The organism is Psychrobacter sp. CX18 (assembly GCF_057396215.1).
The window spans coordinates 20558-38776 of record NZ_JBXYJH010000001.1; the positions used below are offsets into that span (position 1 = coordinate 20558).

Here is an 18219-nt window from a genome sequence, read left to right on the forward strand (position 1 = left end):
AATTAATGCATCAAATTTTATGAACAACACTATACTTTTGAAGCCGTATAAATCTCTTCAATAGAGGCATTAATCGTATCGCTAAATTCTTGATCAGTTTGACCTTTTGATAAGCCCTCAGTGAACGCACGTGAGAAGCTTGCAATCATACCAGGGTTTTGCTGTAAACGTTCACACGCTTCATTACGGCTATAACCACCAGATAAAGCAACCACTTTTAGTACTTTTGGATGATCCACTAACTCTTTATAAAAACCTTGCTCTTCTGGCAATGTCAGCTTAAGCATAACCTGATGATCATCATCCAAACGATCCAAATTGCGTAAAATTTCCTCTTTTAACAGCACTTCGCTTTCATGCTTGTCTTCGCTTTGAATATTGACTTCTGGCTCAACGATTGGCATAAAACCTTCAGATAAAATCTGCTTGGCAATATCAAACTGTTGCTGTACTACTTTTTCGATACCATGTTGTGTTGCTTTATGGATAACCGAACGCATTTTGGTACCAAAGATAGGGTAATTTTTTGCCTTTTCTAACAAAGCACTTAAATTAGGGATTGGCTTCATGACTTGTACACCATCTATCTGTTCAGCTAACCCTTTATCCACCTTCAAAAATGGTACGATATTTTTATCTTCCCAAAGATAGTTGGCCGTTGGCTTACCATTGACTTCTCGATCCATAGTATCTTCAAATAAAATGGCGCCCAATACACGTCCACTATCAAAGCAGTCACACGTCATAATACGTGTACGCATCTCATGCACTTTTGCAAACATTTCATCATCGTTGGCGTATTCGCTTTCTTCTACCCCATACATTCGTAAAGCCTTTGGTGTACTACCCCCACTTTGGTCTAAAGCGGCGATAAAACCAATGTCATTTTTGATGCGTTCAAGCTGTTGTTGATAACTCATAATTTTTCCTAATTCCTATTGAAAAAAATGAAATCATAAAAACAATTAATTATTTTATGACAAAATCGAGCCTTTTATTGGAAAATCTTCTTTAGCGTTAGTTCTATAGCGCCAGTCATCTGATCAGCTTTGATCTAAGCTGATTAATCTTGCAATTGACACACTTGAATAAGACCTAATTATAAAAAGCATTTAGCAAGCATACAGATTTTTTAAGACAATAACGCTATCTACCCTATAAAACTTAAGGTTATTATACGCTAATGAGCTTAAAAAATAATCACGTATTCATCTTAAAAACCATGAATAACTTAATATACTAAGTTTTTTTGTCAGTAATTTTATTAATCGATATGGTATGCAAAAGGTTAAAGTGTCTTGTTTAGCCATATAAGCAAGGTACAATCTGACTTAATACGATGACTAAATACGATTAGTTAAGGCTCATCACTACAATGTTAGTGAGATAATGGTAATACAGTCCTACAATTAACGGGGATCATAAAACCACAAGTCTATAACTCTAAACTATTGATAGTCATATTGATTTATGTGTATCTTTTAACCATTTAATAATACAAGGATTATTATGAAAATACTATCGACTTCCCTTTTGGCTAGTATGCTTACTATAGGTACTTTAATGACAGGATGTCAAACCGCTACCGGTATGTCTCAAGCTACGTCTCAGCCCTCTATGAAACTAACAACTCACCCAATTACGAATCAAGCTTTACAGGCTAATAACTGGCAGCTTATCGATGCTACGCTAAGTAATGGTAGCAAGGTTAATGAGCTATTTATTGATCCTGCTAAGCCCCTCACCTTAAGCTTCTCAAAAGCTGATGGCCATAATATCGTATCGTTAATAAATACTTGTAATAGAATGTCATCAAGCTATAGCGTGGACAGCGGTACTGTAAAAATAGGCACTCTTATGTCTACATTGAAGGCATGCCCTGAACCACAGGCCAAATTTGATACTGCTGCAGCAGCAACCATACAGGGCCAGTATACGCTCAGCGAAGACGCTAACAAAACGCCTATATTAGTCATTACTAATGACAACCAGGTCTCTCACTTTAAAGCGGTGCCAAAAACTCAGTAAAACGTCTATTTTGGATTCGTAAAACAGCTTTAACCTAGTCTTTTTAATTGCTAAAGCAAAAACAATAACGCCTTACTATTTAGTAAGGCGTTATTAATTTGATCAACATTCACTCATATCACTCGACCGTAACACTCTTAGCTAAGTTCCGAGGTTGATCGACATCCGTACCGCGCATAACGGCCACATGGTAGGATAAAAACTGCACGGGGATACTATAGACAATAGGCGCTAAGTGTTCATTGACATCCGGTACATGAATGACATGCAGTCTCTCATCACTCACCAACTTGCTGCTCTCACTGGCGAATACAAACAGCTCTCCATGACGGGCGTGAACTTCTTGCATATTGGCTTTAAGCTTATCAAGCATACTGTCTTTTGGTGCGAGTACCACGATTGGCATGTCTTTATCCACCAATGCCAACGGCCCATGTTTCAGCTCTCCCGCCGCATAACCTTCTGCATGGATATAAGAGATCTCTTTTAGCTTTAATGCCCCTTCAAGAGCGATAGGATACTGAACACCACGGCCTAAGAACAAGGTACTTTGCTTATTTTCAAACTTCTGGCTCATCTCCTCAATAGGCTGATCAAGCGCCAAGCTTCTATCAAGCTGGCCTTTTAAATCATGCATACCCTCTATAATCGAGCTGAATACTTTGGCATCAATACGCTGTTGCACTTTACCCACTTTTAATACCAATAGCATCAAGGCGGCAAGTTGGGTGGTGAATGCTTTGGTTGATGCAACTCCGATCTCCACGCCAGCGTGCGTCGGCAAGAAGATATCTGTCTCACGTACCAGTGACGACGTGGCGACGTTACACACACTTAAGCTCACAAGCCCTTTAATCTCGCCTTCTTTGACTCTGCGCTGAGATTCCCGCAATGCAGATAACGTATCGGCAGTCTCACCTGATTGAGACAAACATACGACTAGCGTATCATCCATCACCACAGGATTACGATAGCGGTATTCACTAGCCACTTCTACTGAACAAGGCAGACGTGTCAAATTTTCAAACCAGTATTTGGCCACCATACCTGCATGATAGCTGGTACCGCAGGCCAACACTTGTATATGGCGTACACCTGCCAATGTCTCTTCATGTCTTTGCAGGAAGTCCGCTTTTAAATCATTGCCTTCTATGCCCATATCAAGCGTCAGTGCTACCGCATCAGGCTGCTCATAAATCTCTTTAAGCATATAATGCTTAAACTCACCTTTATCCGCATTATGATGTTTGGCATCTAATTCAGTGATATGACGCTCGACAGGCTTCCCATTCGCAAATACTTCAATGCTGTCGCGTTTAACAATAGCAATATCACCTTCTTCTAAATACATAAAGCGATTGGTTACGGGTAATAATGCTAATTGATCTGAGGCAATAAAGTTCTCACCGATACCAACGCCGATAACTAAGGGAGAGCCTAAACGAACGGTAATAAGTTCGTCAGGATTATCGACATGAACGACACCTAACGCAAACGCCCCATGTAAACGCGGAACAACTTGTTCTACTGCTTTGAATAAATTATTGGTCTCTTGATAGGCTTCGGCGACTAAGTGCGCGACAACTTCTGTATCAGTCTGAGAGGTAAAGGCGTACCCTTTTTCGATCAACTCTTCTTTAAGGGGACCGTAATTTTCCACAATACCGTTATGAACAACGGCTACTTTACCCGATACGTGAGGATGGGCATTGTGCTGAGCAGGCTCACCGTGAGTTGCCCAGCGCGTATGAGCGATCCCTATATTACCTTTAAAGTTGGCGTCATCGTTTGCAACGGCATCTACCAAGGCTTGTACCTTACCGACCTGACGCTCACGATGGAGCTGACCTTCACGAATGACCGTCAATCCAGCCGAATCATAACCTCGATACTCTAAACGCTTCAAACCTTCTAATAAAACACTAGATATATTACGTTCAGCAATTGCGCCGACTATTCCACACATATTCTATCCTCAATGTATTCTTTTTGATGCGCACCTTATCGCTGATAGCGTGATGTCATCTAGTTTGTATAACTTGTTAGCATTGCCTTTAGGGGCTGTATACTGCTTAAATATTGCTTAAGTTATCGTATGCTGACTTTTTGTCTTGTGACGTCTTCGATTTATAACACTTCTTTTATAGCACTTATTGGATAACTGACGTTATCTCTTAGTAGGGCGCTGATAATTATCCTTTTGTACTTGACGTCCCCGGCCTATTGCCAGTGCATTGTCATCTACATCTTTCGTGATGACTGAGCCTGCACCTACGGTAACAGTATGACCGATTTTTACCGGTGCAACCAAGCATGAGTTTGTGCCTATGAATGAGTTATCACCAATGATGGTTTTATGCTTATTGACACCATCATAATTACAAGTAATCGTCCCTGCGCCAATATTCACATTGCTTCCGACTTCAGCATCGCCAATATAGCTTAAATGGTTCACTTTGCTGCCTTGAGCAATCGTCGACTTTTTCATCTCCACAAAGTTACCCACTTTTGTGCTGTCACCCAACACACTATGAGGGCGCAAGTGAGCAAAAGGTCCCACGGTAGCCTCATTCCCTATCTTAGCTTCATCGAATACACAATAGGGCTTTATATGCACATTGTCGCCGATTTTACTGTCTTTAATGATACAGCCGGCCTCAATAGTCACATTATGACCTATCGATACGTTGCCTTGAAATATAACATTAACATCAACAAACACATCTTGACCAACGCTTATCTCGCCACGTATGTCCACACGTTTTGGGTCTGCAAACTGCACCCCTTTTACTTGCAAGTCTTCGACCAGTTTTGCTTGCCAACTGCGTTCTAGTTGAGCCAATTGTTGACGGTTATTAACCCCTTCAATTTCAAACGCTCGATCAGGCTCAATAGCGGCTATAGTGACCCCATCGGCAACGGCCATTTTCACAATATCGGTAAGATAGTATTCTTGTTGTGCATTATCATTTGACAACTGAGGCAGATATTTATGCAATAAAGCGTTGTCTACACAATAAATACCACTATTTATCTCTCGTATGGCTTGCTCTTCAGTAGTGGCATCTTTTTGCTCAACAATAGCGACAATTTTACCTTGTTCATTGCGTTTAATACGACCTAGACCAAAAGGATTTTCTACGGTTAAGGTCAGCATAGACAGCCCTTCCGTATTCGCCTCTTTTAGCTTCGTTAATGTCTCGGCGCCAACCAATGGCACATCACCATATAGAATTAAACTTTTACCGTCCTTGGGTAAATCATCCAACGTGACCCTCACTGCGTGACCTGTCCCTAACTGCTCGGTTTGCTCTACCCATGTCACGTTGTAGTCGGCCATCGCCTTTTGAACTTGGTCTCCGCCAAATCCATATACCACAATGGTTTTATCAACTTTGATACTAAGGCAGGTGTCTAATACATGCGCTAATAAGGGTTTATTGGCTAAAGTTTGCAATACTTTAGGTCTAGCTGACTGCATGCGGGTGCCTTTGCCAGCGGCAAGAATGATCGTCGTAAGCGTGTTATCCATAAGTTTTCAACTATTAACAAAAGCGATAAAAATAAAGTCTATCAAATAAAAAATCTAATTGTTCATTCACACGTCATCATTATAAAAATATAGTCTTGAGGATAATTTAACTCCCTATCAAGAACAAATCATCAAACAGACCTAAGCTCTTTAAATAAGAATAATATAGAATCCAGCAATGTCAAAAAGGTCTGTAGCAAACTGCGATTTAAAAAAAAGAGGCATTATTACAAAGCTAGGTTACATTTTTATTATATGCCTTTTTATAACAACTGTAGTGAACTTCTCATTATTTAACGAGTTGTATTCAGGTCCCATAATTGGCGATTGACGTCTACAATGAATAGAAAGACACAAATTTTAAGAGGAGGGGTAAAAAACCAGCAGGCTAGCCACAATCATCAGCCAAGCGACTACCGTCATAATACCGGCTAAGATATCATCTAGCATGATACCCAGTCCACCCGATACCTTAACATCCGCCCATCTAATAGGGTTGGGTTTAGCAATATCAAAAAAGCGGAATAATACAAAGGCCAAACCGATCGCAAACCAATAAGTACCCAGGGTCAAATACTGAGGGGCATAGCTGATAATAAAGGATAGCGGAATTAAGCTTATCCAAATACCCGCCCACTCATCCCAAACAATATGCGGGTCATCATGAACTTGCATCAAATGAGAGGTGCGATCACATATCCATATGCCAATAATACTCGCAAATATGGTCAGCATTAAAAAAGCGATAAAACCCAACTGAACCATCGGCAAAGCAATGACAAGCCCGCCTAATGTCCCCCAAGTACCGGGCGCACGCTTCGGTAACCCACTACCCAGTCCAATACCCAGCCAATAGACTATTTTATCAAGCAAAGTTGCGCCTATCGGTAAAGGCGGACAAGTATTTGCCTTGCGAATATCTGGTTTATGGCTCGGCGGTGTCTCTTTGGTATCATTTGAAGCAGACTGAGGTGACATATAAAGGCATTCCTTAAACTTGGTGTGCTAGTGAATAAAATGCTGATAGCCACTTAAATCAGGTACATCCACAAATGGATAAGGATTCTCTTGAGTAACCTCATTACCTTGATAGGCCAGTTTTACTGGTTGATTAATAGATTGATTAACCAAAGTATCTGAGCCATGAGCTACTGGGTTTGGGCGGCTATTTTGCAAAGTGCTATCGCAAGCTATCACCTCACCTATACAGGTGACTTGAGTATTTACTGAGGCCATAAACTCATCTGAAAGGCTCACAGACGCCGGCAAGGTAAAGGCCAATTCATAATCGTCACCACCCGTCAATTGACACCTTAGTCTCTCACTTAGCTCTATCTGCTGTAAAGGCTCACTAGCAGGTAACGTCTCTAAATCAATCCGCATGGCGACCCCACTTTGCTGACAGATATGACCCAAATCCTGCACCAATCCATCCGATATGTCTATCATTGAGGTAGCTTGAGAAAGGCTGGACAAGGTTTTACCTAATTTGACGCGTGGTGTGGGCATATGCAGGCGATGGGCAAGTTGTTGACCGACCTCATTGTCAGGATGATATAAAGCATAACTGGCATCACCAACCGTGCCTGAGAGATAGATTTTATCGCCCACTTGCGCGCCATGACGATATATGGGCGACACCCCTTTATCCATGATGCCATTAGCAGTGATACTAATAACCAGCTTATCATTGCGGGTGGTATCACCACCGATCAGGCGCACACTATACTGCGTACAGGCATGAAATAAACCTTTGGCAAACTCACTTAACCAATCTTGATGTGCCAAACGCTCAGGCAATGCCAAAGCCAGTAAAATACTATGCGGTGTCGCTCCCATAGCAGCGATATCAGAGACATTCACTACCACAGATTTATAGCCAATCGCAAAGGCTAATGATGATACCTGAACCCAATCCTCACTAAAGTGACGCCCTTGTACCAACGTATCCACACAGGTAACCCATTGATTAACTGAGCCGCTTAACGTCACCACTGCTGCATCGTCACCCAAACCTTTGGTGATTACTGCCTGCTCAGCAGACTGACTATCATTTTGCTGTTGATTAAGGTGCTGCTGGTTAAAATAACGTTCAATCAGCTCAAATTCCGTCATCCTGCGTCATCCTAAAAGAGGGGTTTAAGCACTACCCGTTCTTAATGTTTTTGCCGTGTTTTGAGAGTCTGCAAAGCATTCTTTGGCTCTCCTTATTTAGACACTATAGCTGTAAACACTGTAGTCCAATATATAAAGCGTTTTTTTGAATTGCTTTTTATTGAGTTGCTTATTAAGTTACTTATTAGGCTTTTTGGATTTTAGACCAATTCTTGGTTTGGGCTGGCGTGTCTGCTCAGTTTGGGAAGTGCCCGTATCCACTGCCGTCTCTATATCGAGTGGCTGAGTGTCACTATCAAGGGTAACATCTGTAGCCGGAATATCATTGTCAAAGCCGTTGTCTTTTGCTAATGCCTCTTTTTGTTTGACCTTAGCTTTGGTCTGTTGTTTTTTCTGCTTATAGCCACTACCGGTATCCGCTTCTACTTCGACTGCTCTGAGCTCTGCCGCAAGCTTATCCATCACAGCATTGATTAGCTTATGAGCGTCGGTTGCCCCAAAGTGGGTATTAAGCTTCATCGCTTCATCGAGCACCACTTTATAGGGAATATGTAAGCTGTGCTTTAGTTCATAAGCACCAATGAGTAAAACCGCATGCTCAACCCTATCAATCTGATCAATACCGCGATCCAAGTGTTGAGCAATTAACGTTTCGAGCTCATCTATTTGCTGTGGAATCTCGCGCATCATCGTATGATAATAACCCAAGTGCACGGTATGCATGGCATTCGTAGCACGGGTACGCGCCGCAATATCATGGGGTGGATTTTCTTTCCATTCGACTTGACCTGACTGCTCGAAGCGACGATCTGTCATTAACCACTCATACAACCCTTGTAATGCAAAGCGGCGTGCTTTTCGCACAGCAGTGTGACTTGTCTTATACGTGGATTCACTAATATCAAACTGATCATCAGGCTTAGAGTCAACATTAAAATCTGACTGAAGATCTGAATGAGAGGTGTCTGCAGGTTGTACCGGATGTTGATTACTCATGGATATAAATACCTATCATCAAAGAGGGGCTTTGACGTTACTATGACTATGGATTTGGGTCTTTTTAAAACATCGGCTATAGCAGAATTAAAAGCTGCGCAAGCCTTTTAGGGTTAACAGACTCGGACTATGGTGTTAAACGCTCGCTATCGAAATTGGCGCTAAACGTTTTAAGACTGAAGCATTATAAAAACTTAATGTTAAATCATGTCCTGACGTTAATCTGAGCGTCATACAAACTGGCAGCTTAACTTATTACACTAGTCTTCGTCTTCATCATAATCGACTTCAAGTTGCGACAGTACTGCAATCATCTCAAGCGCAACTAATGCAGCTTCAGCACCTTTATTACCCGCTTTAGTGCCTGAGCGTTCAATGGCCTGCTCGATACTATCAGTCGTAATAATGCCATTAATCACTGGGATATTGTAATCCATTGAGACACTGCTCAGACCATTGGCAGAGCTACCTGCAACGATGTCAAAGTGCGGCGTACTGCCTCGGATAACTGCGCCTAGCGCCACGATGGCATCAAAGCGATCAGACTCAGCAGCACGCTGCGCCGCTAAAGGTAATTCAAAAGCACCAGGTACACGAATCACACTGATATTACTACCAGATACCCCATGACGTAATAAGGTATCTATCGCACCATCCACTAATGACTCGACGACAAATGCATTAAAACGTCCAACAACGATACCAATACGGGCATCTGTATTTTGATATAAATTACCTTCAAGGTGAGTAATGGCGTCACGTTCTTTTTGTAAATCTTGCATAATGGCATCCTAATGAAATAATTAATAAGATCTATTTGAGCAAAATAGATAGATATGAGCAGGCAGATATATATGAATAAAAATGACTGTTATCATAACATTTTTTGAGGATAAAATTAGCAGTCATTTGTTGTTATTAGTTCGGTTATTCAAGACAAATCATCCGCTTTATAAGTAGGCTAACAAAGGATATACATCTCTGGTAAACAGACGTTTCAATGACGAAAATGGCTTAAAGACGCATCTCAATGCCCTGTTCTGCCATAAACTGTTTTGCTTCACTGACGGTATACTCACCAAAATGAAAGATACTGGCTGCCAATACTGCATCCGCACCGCCTTCGAGCACCCCATCGGCCAAATGCTGCAAGTTGCCCACACCGCCCGAGGCAATCACTGGGATATTGACACGGCTAGTGATGGCTTTCATAAGTGCTAGGTCATAGCCTTTTTTGGTGCCATCGCCGTCCATTGAGGTAACCAATAGCTCGCCTGCACCCAAGTCTGCCATTTTTTCTGACCAAGCAACGGCATCTATTCCTGTTGGTTTACGCCCGCCGTGCGTAAATATCTCCCATCTTGGCTGGCCATCGATATCCTCTACTCGCTTCGCATCAATCGCCACCACAATACATTGACTGCCAAACTTAGCGGCCGCTTCTCCCACAAAATCAGGCGTAAACACCGCGGCTGAATTGATGGCAACTTTGTCCGCCCCAGCATTTAATAAGTTCCGAATATCTTCAAGCTTACGAACGCCGCCGCCAACAGTAAGAGGGACAAATACCGTTTCAGCAATACGCTCGACCATGTCATACGTGGTTTCTCGCCCATGGTGAGTGGCGGTAATGTCGAGAAAGGTAATCTCGTCTGCTCCTTGCTCATTATAACGCTTAGCCACTTCTACTGGATCGCCTGCATCTTTAATATCGACAAACTGCACCCCTTTTACCACACGGCCATTATCAACATCTAAACATGGAATAATTCGTTTTGCTAACATCGGTTGCGCCTTATGAGTTCGATGACATTCATCTTGGTTAACGTTTAGCTTATTAGTATTCTATTGCCGCATTTTAGCAAAATTAAACACTCGATTTTTGCTAAAATTGAGTGATACCTCAACTTATACCAAATCTATAAATCAACCTATCGAGAAAGGCGAATACAAACGCTACAAATAGTAGGTTTAGTGAGCCTGACAAAGATAGGTTATTTTATAGAAAAGGTATTAGCCTTGGTGGGTGGTGGGTAGGTATCTAGTGGCTAAAAATAGTCCATTTATTTAAAATAGTTCTTTAATAGATGTCATACACCGACCCTATTATTCAGGGCACCTTTTATAACACAGTTTTTATACCATAGCTTTTTTAACATTGCTTTTATAAAACAGTGTTTAAAATAAGATAACATCAATGCAATCAAACGCATCATACGTCACACTTAAGACTAATTATTGAGTGAAATGCCCCTTGTCAGCTTAAGTATATAATGAGAGTATGAATATGCTATATAATCTTCAAATTATTTATCTAAATATTTTTAACAACACTCTAAAATAAAAACCTTTAAACAATTGATACCAAATCTTGAAATTAACCTATCGAAGAAGGCGAATGCCAATGCGACACACAGTCCATATAATGAGCCTGCCCGACTCTATCAAGGGTAGATTATTTTATAGATTTGGTATTACTCATCTTTAATAGCCCCATAAGAGAAACTCATGTCTGTTTATACCCATCTGTCTCATGACCAATTTACTGATTTTTGCCAAACCTTTGGGGTGTCATTTGCCAAGGCCATTCCCATCACTCAAGGCATCAAAAACTCAAACTGGTTTATCCAAACCACAGAAGATGATGACGGTGAGTACTCGTATGTATTTACCTTATTTGAGGAGCGTCCCCCTTCTGATATCGCCAAAATGGCAGCTATCCTAAATCGTCTTAAAGGCACGCTACCTGTTGCAGCCCCCTTAGCCAAACAATCCAATGAAGCTAAAGAGAAAGCTGAAGACTTTGATGATTATTTGATCCATTATGAAGGTAAAGCCATTACATTAGTGCCCTGCTTATCTGGTAGCCATCCGACCATTACCACCGCTAACATGTGTTACAAAATGGGAAAGGCGTTGGCCACATTGCACAACAGCCTTCAGAGTTTGACACCCGCTGAAGACTATGAAGTCCCTTTGTATCCTTGGCATGAAGTGCGTGATCGCGAAATTCAGTTTATGCCAGCCGATGAAGCCAAACTGATGCAAGATATCTGGCAAAGCTATGAGACTTTGCCTTTATCAAGCTTACCGCAAGGGTTGTGTCATTTAGACATGTTTGCCGATAATACCTTATGGGATCTTAGTGAAGGTAAGGAACAGCTAACCGGCTTGCTTGATTTTACTGAGGTTAGCATTGAACATTATGTGATGGATATTGCCATTACCATTAATGACTTTTGTACCACATGGGGCGATGCGGGTGATGGTGAGTCGGTCAACTTTAACACCCAAAAAATGAACGCCTTTATTGATGGCTATCAAAGTATACGTCCCTTAAATGAAGCAGAGCAAGCGGCCATGCCTACTATGCTGGCTATGGCTGCAGTTACTTTTTGGTTACTACGCTTAAATGTGATTTATTATAACCGTGAGCAAGGTCGTACTGGCGATAATATCATGGTGAAAAACCCAGACTTGATGAAGCGTTTAGCCGCTTATCATTGGGGTGAGGTAGAAAAATTACGTCATCAACAGCAGACGGTCTATGTGCTAGAACATGCCCGCTTCAAAAATGACAATAGGGATGATATCCTTGAGGATTGTTCTCTCGTTGGAATATTCACTAGTGAGGGTCAAGCGCGGGCTGCGATAGAAAAAGTTAAAGACAAACCAAGCTTTAAAAATTATCCGAATGGCTTTCATATTGATGCCTACCCTTTAGGCGAGATCAATTGGTCTTCTGGATTTAGTGACTCTTAAGCCTAGTTTGTTTTAACTTAGAGTCTTCTTTTAATGAAAGGTTTGTTTCACGTGAAACAATAATCAAATATTAGATAGTCAATTTGCAAAGTGTAAGGTCTATTTGCTCAGACTCTGATGTTTATGATCAAACGTTACTATCGACTAAATATATTAATCAAAATCAATGATCTGCACGACTGGTCCTGATTTGCCAAAAGGAAAATATAATGAGCGACCACATTGATGACTGGCATAAGCTGGCTAGCTATGACACCAATATTCAGGGTGAACTGCATGCCAACTTATTAAAGAATAATGGTATCCCTGTGTCTGTACAAACGTTAAGTGCCATACCTGGCATGAATTCAGGCAGTGTCATTTGGGTTAAAAATGATGATTTAGAGACCGCAAAACAAATCTTAGATAATATTGATAAAGATCCTATTGCCAACGAATTAGACGATAACTTAAACAATGGCTTAGACAGTGAGTTAAACAGTCGCTTAGAAAATGAGTCTGATCAGACCAATGTTAATCAGCCATTTAGAGACCAAGGTGGTGAGTTATAAATGTGTCAGTTATTAGGCATGAATGCCAACACTCCGACAGACATTGGATTCAGTTTTTCGGGTTTTCAGCACCGAGGTGGTAATACAGACCATCATAACGATGGTTTTGGGATTGCCTTCTTTGAGCCGAATAGGTGTACAACTTATGCAGACGCTGACACGAATGATACTGACTCTACTGAGATTGATAAGGCTAACACCGCCAAAAATCGCAGCCGTGGGCTTAGAGTCTTTCACGATGATAAGCCTAGCTTTGAGTCGCCTGTCGCTGAATTGATAAAAAACTATCCTATCAAAGCATTAAATGTAGTAGCTCATATTCGCAAAGCTACTCAAGGAACGAATTGTCTGGCTAATACCCACCCCTTCGTTCGTGAAGTGTGGGGCGAGCAGTGGGTGTTCGCTCATAATGGGCAAATGACCGAAGGTTTTATTAAGCGTTGTCAGCGTTTACAGGATAATGGTAATAGTGAGTATTGCCGCCCAGTCGGTACCACAGACTCAGAAGCTGCCTTTTGTTACCTTATTAATCGTTTGAAATCGACTTATAAAAAGCGACCTTCGGACGAAGAGCTGTTTAAATTTTTGACCGCTCAATGTCGTTATTTAGCGGCTAATGGGCTCTTTAACTGTTTGTTATCTAATGGAGACTGGCAACTGGCTTATGCCAATTCGTTATTATTTTATCTAACACGTAAGGCGCCGTTTGGTGAAGCTAAGCTTGCCGATGATGACTTATCAATTAATTTTAGTGATGTCACGACCGATAAAGACAAAGTCACTATTTTGGTAACCGTTCCTTTAACTGAAAATGAACAGTGGCAACAATTAGCGGTCAATGAGTGCTTGGTATTTCGTGACGGTGATATCCTGTTCCAAGATACACCAAGCTTACGCAAATATTTAACCATTGAAGAAGGTATCGCCATAGCGCGCGACGTTGGGGCAAGCCTTTAAAATCAATTGTTGATTATTGGCAGTTATACATTGGCGGTTATATTGTTTGCTATTATCGTTAAGAGTCACGCAACACAAGATATGCAACACAATAATTGTGAGCTCTATCGCTATACACCCTATGCTAACCCTTCATACCTAATAGACCCTAAGCGTCTTATAACAGATACTGGCGACAGCAGCGCTTAAACTTTTCGCCTGAACCACAAAGACATGGCTGTTTTTGAGTCAGGCGAATTGGGACAGTTGGGTCTAAAAAATACCATTTTGCTTTGGATGGCGCTGTGGATGGTGTTGATAATTGTTCGATGGTAGTTGCCACCCCTTGCCCCGCTTTTAGTTTGACAAATGTGGACCGCTCATGATGGGCTAAGAGCACAGATTGACCAGACTGTAAGTCATGATAATAGGCTTTAAACTCGACTTGAGCATGACGCTTGCCAAGCTTTAGGCCGTGATGCACTATTTGTAAGCCGGCCCAATCGGTTTGTGACGCCCATTCCTGAATTGCTGACCTATCAAGATATGCTTGCTGAGCAGGCACTGTCGTAGACACGATATAGTCGGTGAATGCTAAGACGAACGCCGAATAACGAGAGCGCATTAAGGCTTCAGCACTTTCGGCGACTTCCCTACCCTCATGTAACGGCTGACAGCACTCACTATAGGTAAGTTGACTATTTGGTTTATCTAATTTCGAGTCTAGAGCTCTTAGAGCATGACTCTTCTGACTAGATTTGGGCGTAGTAGACTCAAAACGTTGAGTGTTTGGCTCAGTCAGCTGTATGCGACAGGGACAGATTTTGGATATCATATTTTAAGCCTCTAAACGATGTTGATAAAACCATCGATTCATTATCATTGACGAAACTCTAACAGATACTAGGGTCGTTAGACAAAACTGAGACGGTTACTATGCTACTAAATACACTTTGTTATAGCGCACTTGCTCTTACCACTGCGTGTTATACAGCACTAAACGAGACACAAGACCCGTTTAACGATACTGCTAACCTTCTCCTTGATGGCTCTCTCAACAATGCTATTGCTGCCTCTAATATCAATACATCCAAAGACAGCGCGCCTTATCCAATAGCACCTGACAAAATAGCACCTAACAAAATACAGCCTCACCTAGTAGAGCCTGACAATGCAGCGTTTGACCAACAATCATATGAAGCTTTACCTAGCCACACCACACCCTCCTCTACTTTCAATCCCTCTAAATCAAATGCCTCTGAGACTAGTACACCTAAGCCTAGAGCAACCCAGTACTTAATTGGTGCTGGTAAAGCAGATATTACTGGAGCTGCCGCTGAGACAGGCATGTTTGGTTATGCTGCTGAACAGGTGGTTGAGGGTCTTAACGACCGTTTATATGCGCATGCTTTTATTATTGCAGAAGACAACTCAAGCTCACATCAGTCGCTACAGTCTGAACAAAGTCATCATGTAGACACTACTCATGACTCAGGCGCTAAGGTTAATTCAGACGCACATTATAATTCAAAAACCTATTCCAATATTGACAAAGATAACGACAAAGATAATCCATCAGAGCATCGTGTGGTTTATGTTTCAGCAGACATGGGCGCCATGTTCACTGCCGTGAAACAAGCCGTCATTAAAAAGCTACACACAAAATATGGCACGCTTTACACCGATAGTAATGTCATGCTTACGGCCACCCATACCCATGTCGGCAATGCTGGCTACTCTCATCAAAGACTGTATCAAATTGCCAGTAAAGACGACACCGGTGCCGGCTATAGTAGCCAAAACTTTAACGCCATAGTTGACGGTATTGTCACTTCAATTGAGCGTGCTCATCACTCATTGACCCCAGGTACCTTATCTATAGCTCAAGATAAACTGCAAGGCGCTACGAAAAATCGCTCAGTATCCGCCTATAATATGAATCCTGATGCCAAGCAATACGATAGCAACGTCAATGAGCTGATGACCCAATTGCGCCTCGACGCCCTAGATGGCACGCCTTTAGGTCTGATCAACTGGTTTGCGATACATCCGACCAGCTTTAGTAACCAATTCGAATATTTGAGCGCAGACAACAAAGGGGTGGCTCAGCTCGGTATCGAATCCTCTATGGCTCAGCGCTATGGGCATCCGTTTGTTGCCGCTTTCGCCAATGCTGATGAAGGGGATGTGGTAGCTGCAGGGGGTAATGCCAACTCAGCTCCTGGTTTTGAAGGCAGTGATAATGAGTGGGATAATGTCGTCCGTGATGGATCACTCCAGCTTAACAAGGCGCTTGATCTGTGGGACAAGGGACGACTAGTATCAGGTTCTGTGTCGACTCGCTCGCGTTGGATCGACTTAAATGGCTATCAGGTTGATGCTAAATTTACAGATGGCGCTGGTAACAAGACGTTATGCCTACCTGCACGTGGCTATTCTTTTGCAGCGGGTGCTGAAAATGGTCCCTCAAATATCCCTGGCATATATGAAGGAATGACTCGTGATACCTTACGCATCTCTGATAGCGTCAATAAAGTAGATACTTCTGTTGTCGGCAGTGTTACCCGAGGTGCTTTTAGCCTTGTATCGTCAGTCAATCAAGATGACTGTCAGGCACAAAAGCCAGTCTTACTTCCGACGGGGCAATGGGGCTGGGTCACTAGCCAACAACCGGTGCAACTGATGCGCATTGGCAATCTTGCTATTGTCGCCATACCAGGTGAACCTACCACAATGGTAGGACGGCATCTACGCTCTGCGGTACTTGAACAATTAAAACCAATAGGAGTAGATACGGTAATAGTAAACGGTCTCGCTAATAACTATACAGGTTATATAACAACGCCTGAAGAGTACGCCTTACAGCATTATGAAGGGGCATCCACCGAGTATGGGCCCTATCAAAGTAATGCCTTTATCCAAGAATATACCCAGTTGGCGCAAGCGATACGAGAAGATACTGATATAGACAGCGCTATTGCACCACCTGATCGTTCTGCTCAAAAGTTTGCTGAAAGACCAGGGGTACTCTACGATGACAAGCCGATACATCAACACTGGGGACAAGTACTAACACCGCCCAAACTGAGCTATCAAAAAGGCGAGACCGCTCACGTTGTGTTCCGTGGCGCCCATCCAAAAAATAATCTGCGTACCGAAGATACCTTTTTAAAGGTACAACGCTTAATAAATGGACAGTGGGTAGATTATCTTACCGATAGAGACTTCGATACCACCTACCATTGGCAACGTGAAGGGGTTGCGTATAGTAGGGTTACGATTGAGTGGCGAATCTCTGATAAGACGCCCACTGGCACCTACCGTATTGTCCATCAAGGCGATTGGAAAAACGGTTGGGACGATACCATCACCCCTTATTCGGGTCGATCACGCTCTTTTGAGGTTCGATAAGTCACGGCTAAGGTCTACTAAGACTAGGTTTAAAAGATAAGTACTATTAGAACCACCCACCCATTAATTGATACCGTACTTATTTATAGCAAAGCTAATTTATAGGATAACTAATGTATAGAATAACTAATTTATAGCATAACTAATTTATAGAATAGCTAACAGACAAAAAAAGCCAGACTTCTAAAGTCTGGCTTCTTATAATAAGGTGTCTTTAATCGCTTATAGTAGTTGAGTTATGTATGAGCTATTAGTCATACACTTCAAGCATACGATTTTAGATTAACTTATTTCTTTTTCCACGTTTGGCTACGTGAGAATGGACCTAAGTGACCTTTAAGTTTTAAAGTATTACCACTTAGCGTCGCAGTTAAGCGATATGTTTTACCGTTTTCTGGATCAGTGATTTTACCACCACTATACTTACCACCACCATCAGCTTTCAAACCTGAGATCACCGTGCGACCAACATACTTTTTACCTTCAGCACGGTTAGTAGAGATGATTTTACCCGTTAAGGCACCACCAGACTCAGTAATTTTGATAAGCGCTTTTGGCTCACCATCGTCATACGTTTGCCAAGTCGTATTGGCTAACGGATCAGCAGCCATAGCGACTGTTGCAAGACCTAGAGCTGAAAGAGCTAAAACAGATTGATTTAATAATTTCATAATGCGATTCCTTTCGAGAGAAAATGTTAACTTGAGTACTTAAAACTAAATACAAGCCATAAGAGAGATTAGCTTAAAATTGAAAGTTGTCTAAATAATTATCTAAATAATTAGCAGCTAATCTATTATGTCGTAATTCATGGTTTGGATATCTTAGAGGCTCAAGGTAGAGCGGTCAAGATATTTTTTTATTTATCTGCCATGAAAGCTATAATTG

General features: G+C 41.8%; 15 protein-coding genes. 5 read left to right on the forward strand and 10 right to left on the reverse strand.

What is annotated here, in order from left to right; translation table 11 throughout:
• Positions 1 to 29 precede the first annotated feature (29 nt).
• Positions 30 to 920, reverse strand: a complete 891-nt coding sequence (locus AC2SLT_RS00085) for a fructose bisphosphate aldolase (protein WP_486545168.1) — start codon at positions 918 to 920, stop codon at positions 30 to 32.
• Between the two features lie 589 nt (positions 921 to 1509).
• Between AC2SLT_RS00085 and AC2SLT_RS00090 the strand changes: the two genes are divergently transcribed.
• Positions 1510 to 2028: an META domain-containing protein gene (locus AC2SLT_RS00090; protein WP_486545170.1), complete on the forward strand. Its 519-nt coding sequence runs from the start codon at positions 1510 to 1512 to the stop codon at positions 2026 to 2028.
• A 118-nt stretch (positions 2029 to 2146) separates the two neighbouring features.
• Here AC2SLT_RS00090 and glmS read toward each other — a convergent pair whose 3' ends face one another.
• The 7 genes from glmS to hisF all read right to left on the reverse strand — a co-directional run bounded on the left by glmS (position 2147) and on the right by hisF (position 10456).
• Entirely contained in the window at positions 2147 to 3994 is a 1848-nt protein-coding gene (gene glmS / locus AC2SLT_RS00095) for a glutamine--fructose-6-phosphate transaminase (isomerizing) (protein WP_486545171.1), read from the reverse strand.
• Positions 3995 to 4195: 201 nt separating this feature from the next.
• Positions 4196 to 5560 carry a bifunctional UDP-N-acetylglucosamine diphosphorylase/glucosamine-1-phosphate N-acetyltransferase GlmU gene (glmU, locus tag AC2SLT_RS00100; protein ID WP_486545172.1) on the reverse strand — a complete coding sequence of 455 codons (1365 nt, stop codon included), beginning with the start codon at positions 5558 to 5560 and terminating at the stop codon, positions 4196 to 4198.
• 360 nt (positions 5561 to 5920) lie between these two features.
• A complete protein-coding gene (locus AC2SLT_RS00105; RefSeq protein WP_486545173.1) occupies positions 5921 to 6538 on the reverse strand; it encodes a phosphatidylglycerophosphatase A family protein in 618 nt (205 codons plus the stop codon).
• Between the two features lie 27 nt (positions 6539 to 6565).
• Complete coding sequence (gene thiL / locus AC2SLT_RS00110; RefSeq protein ID WP_486545175.1) at positions 6566 to 7675, reverse strand: thiamine-phosphate kinase; 1110 nt, start codon at positions 7673 to 7675, stop codon at positions 6566 to 6568.
• A 177-nt stretch (positions 7676 to 7852) separates the two neighbouring features.
• Positions 7853 to 8671, reverse strand: coding sequence for a transcription antitermination factor NusB (gene nusB / locus AC2SLT_RS00115; RefSeq protein ID WP_486545177.1), 819 nt, complete (start codon positions 8669 to 8671; stop codon positions 7853 to 7855).
• 260 nt (positions 8672 to 8931) lie between these two features.
• On the reverse strand, positions 8932 to 9453 hold the full coding sequence (gene ribH, locus AC2SLT_RS00120) for a 6,7-dimethyl-8-ribityllumazine synthase (RefSeq protein ID WP_486545178.1): 522 nt from the start codon (positions 9451 to 9453) through the stop codon (positions 8932 to 8934).
• 232 nt (positions 9454 to 9685) lie between these two features.
• A complete protein-coding gene (hisF, locus tag AC2SLT_RS00125) occupies positions 9686 to 10456 on the reverse strand; it encodes an imidazole glycerol phosphate synthase subunit HisF (RefSeq protein WP_486545179.1) in 771 nt (256 codons plus the stop codon).
• 723 nt (positions 10457 to 11179) lie between these two features.
• Between hisF and AC2SLT_RS00130 the strand changes: the two genes are divergently transcribed.
• The 3 genes from AC2SLT_RS00130 to AC2SLT_RS00140 all read left to right on the forward strand — a co-directional run bounded on the left by AC2SLT_RS00130 (position 11180) and on the right by AC2SLT_RS00140 (position 13941).
• The gene (locus tag AC2SLT_RS00130; protein WP_486545181.1) at positions 11180 to 12433 is read left to right on the forward strand and encodes a homoserine kinase; all 1254 of its coding nucleotides are present in this window, start codon (positions 11180 to 11182) and stop codon (positions 12431 to 12433) included.
• A 209-nt stretch (positions 12434 to 12642) separates the two neighbouring features.
• A complete protein-coding gene (locus AC2SLT_RS00135) occupies positions 12643 to 12984 on the forward strand; it encodes a putative signal transducing protein (protein ID WP_486545183.1) in 342 nt (113 codons plus the stop codon).
• Positions 12985 to 13941 (forward strand): class II glutamine amidotransferase, encoded by a 957-nt coding sequence (locus AC2SLT_RS00140; protein ID WP_486545184.1) that lies wholly within the window; start codon positions 12985 to 12987, stop codon positions 13939 to 13941.
• A 157-nt stretch (positions 13942 to 14098) separates the two neighbouring features.
• Here the strand turns inward: AC2SLT_RS00140 and AC2SLT_RS00145 are convergent, their stop codons facing one another.
• Positions 14099 to 14755, reverse strand: coding sequence for a YchJ family protein (locus tag AC2SLT_RS00145; protein WP_486545186.1), 657 nt, complete (start codon positions 14753 to 14755; stop codon positions 14099 to 14101).
• Between the two features lie 101 nt (positions 14756 to 14856).
• On the opposite strand from AC2SLT_RS00145, the gene AC2SLT_RS00150 reads away from it, so the two are divergent.
• Positions 14857 to 17331 (forward strand): neutral/alkaline non-lysosomal ceramidase N-terminal domain-containing protein, encoded by a 2475-nt coding sequence (locus AC2SLT_RS00150; RefSeq protein WP_486545187.1) that lies wholly within the window; start codon positions 14857 to 14859, stop codon positions 17329 to 17331.
• A 287-nt stretch (positions 17332 to 17618) separates the two neighbouring features.
• On the opposite strand, the gene AC2SLT_RS00155 is transcribed toward AC2SLT_RS00150, so the two are convergent.
• Positions 17619 to 18002 carry a DUF2147 domain-containing protein gene (locus AC2SLT_RS00155; RefSeq protein ID WP_486545188.1) on the reverse strand — a complete coding sequence of 128 codons (384 nt, stop codon included), beginning with the start codon at positions 18000 to 18002 and terminating at the stop codon, positions 17619 to 17621.
• Positions 18003 to 18219: the final 217 nt, after the last annotated feature.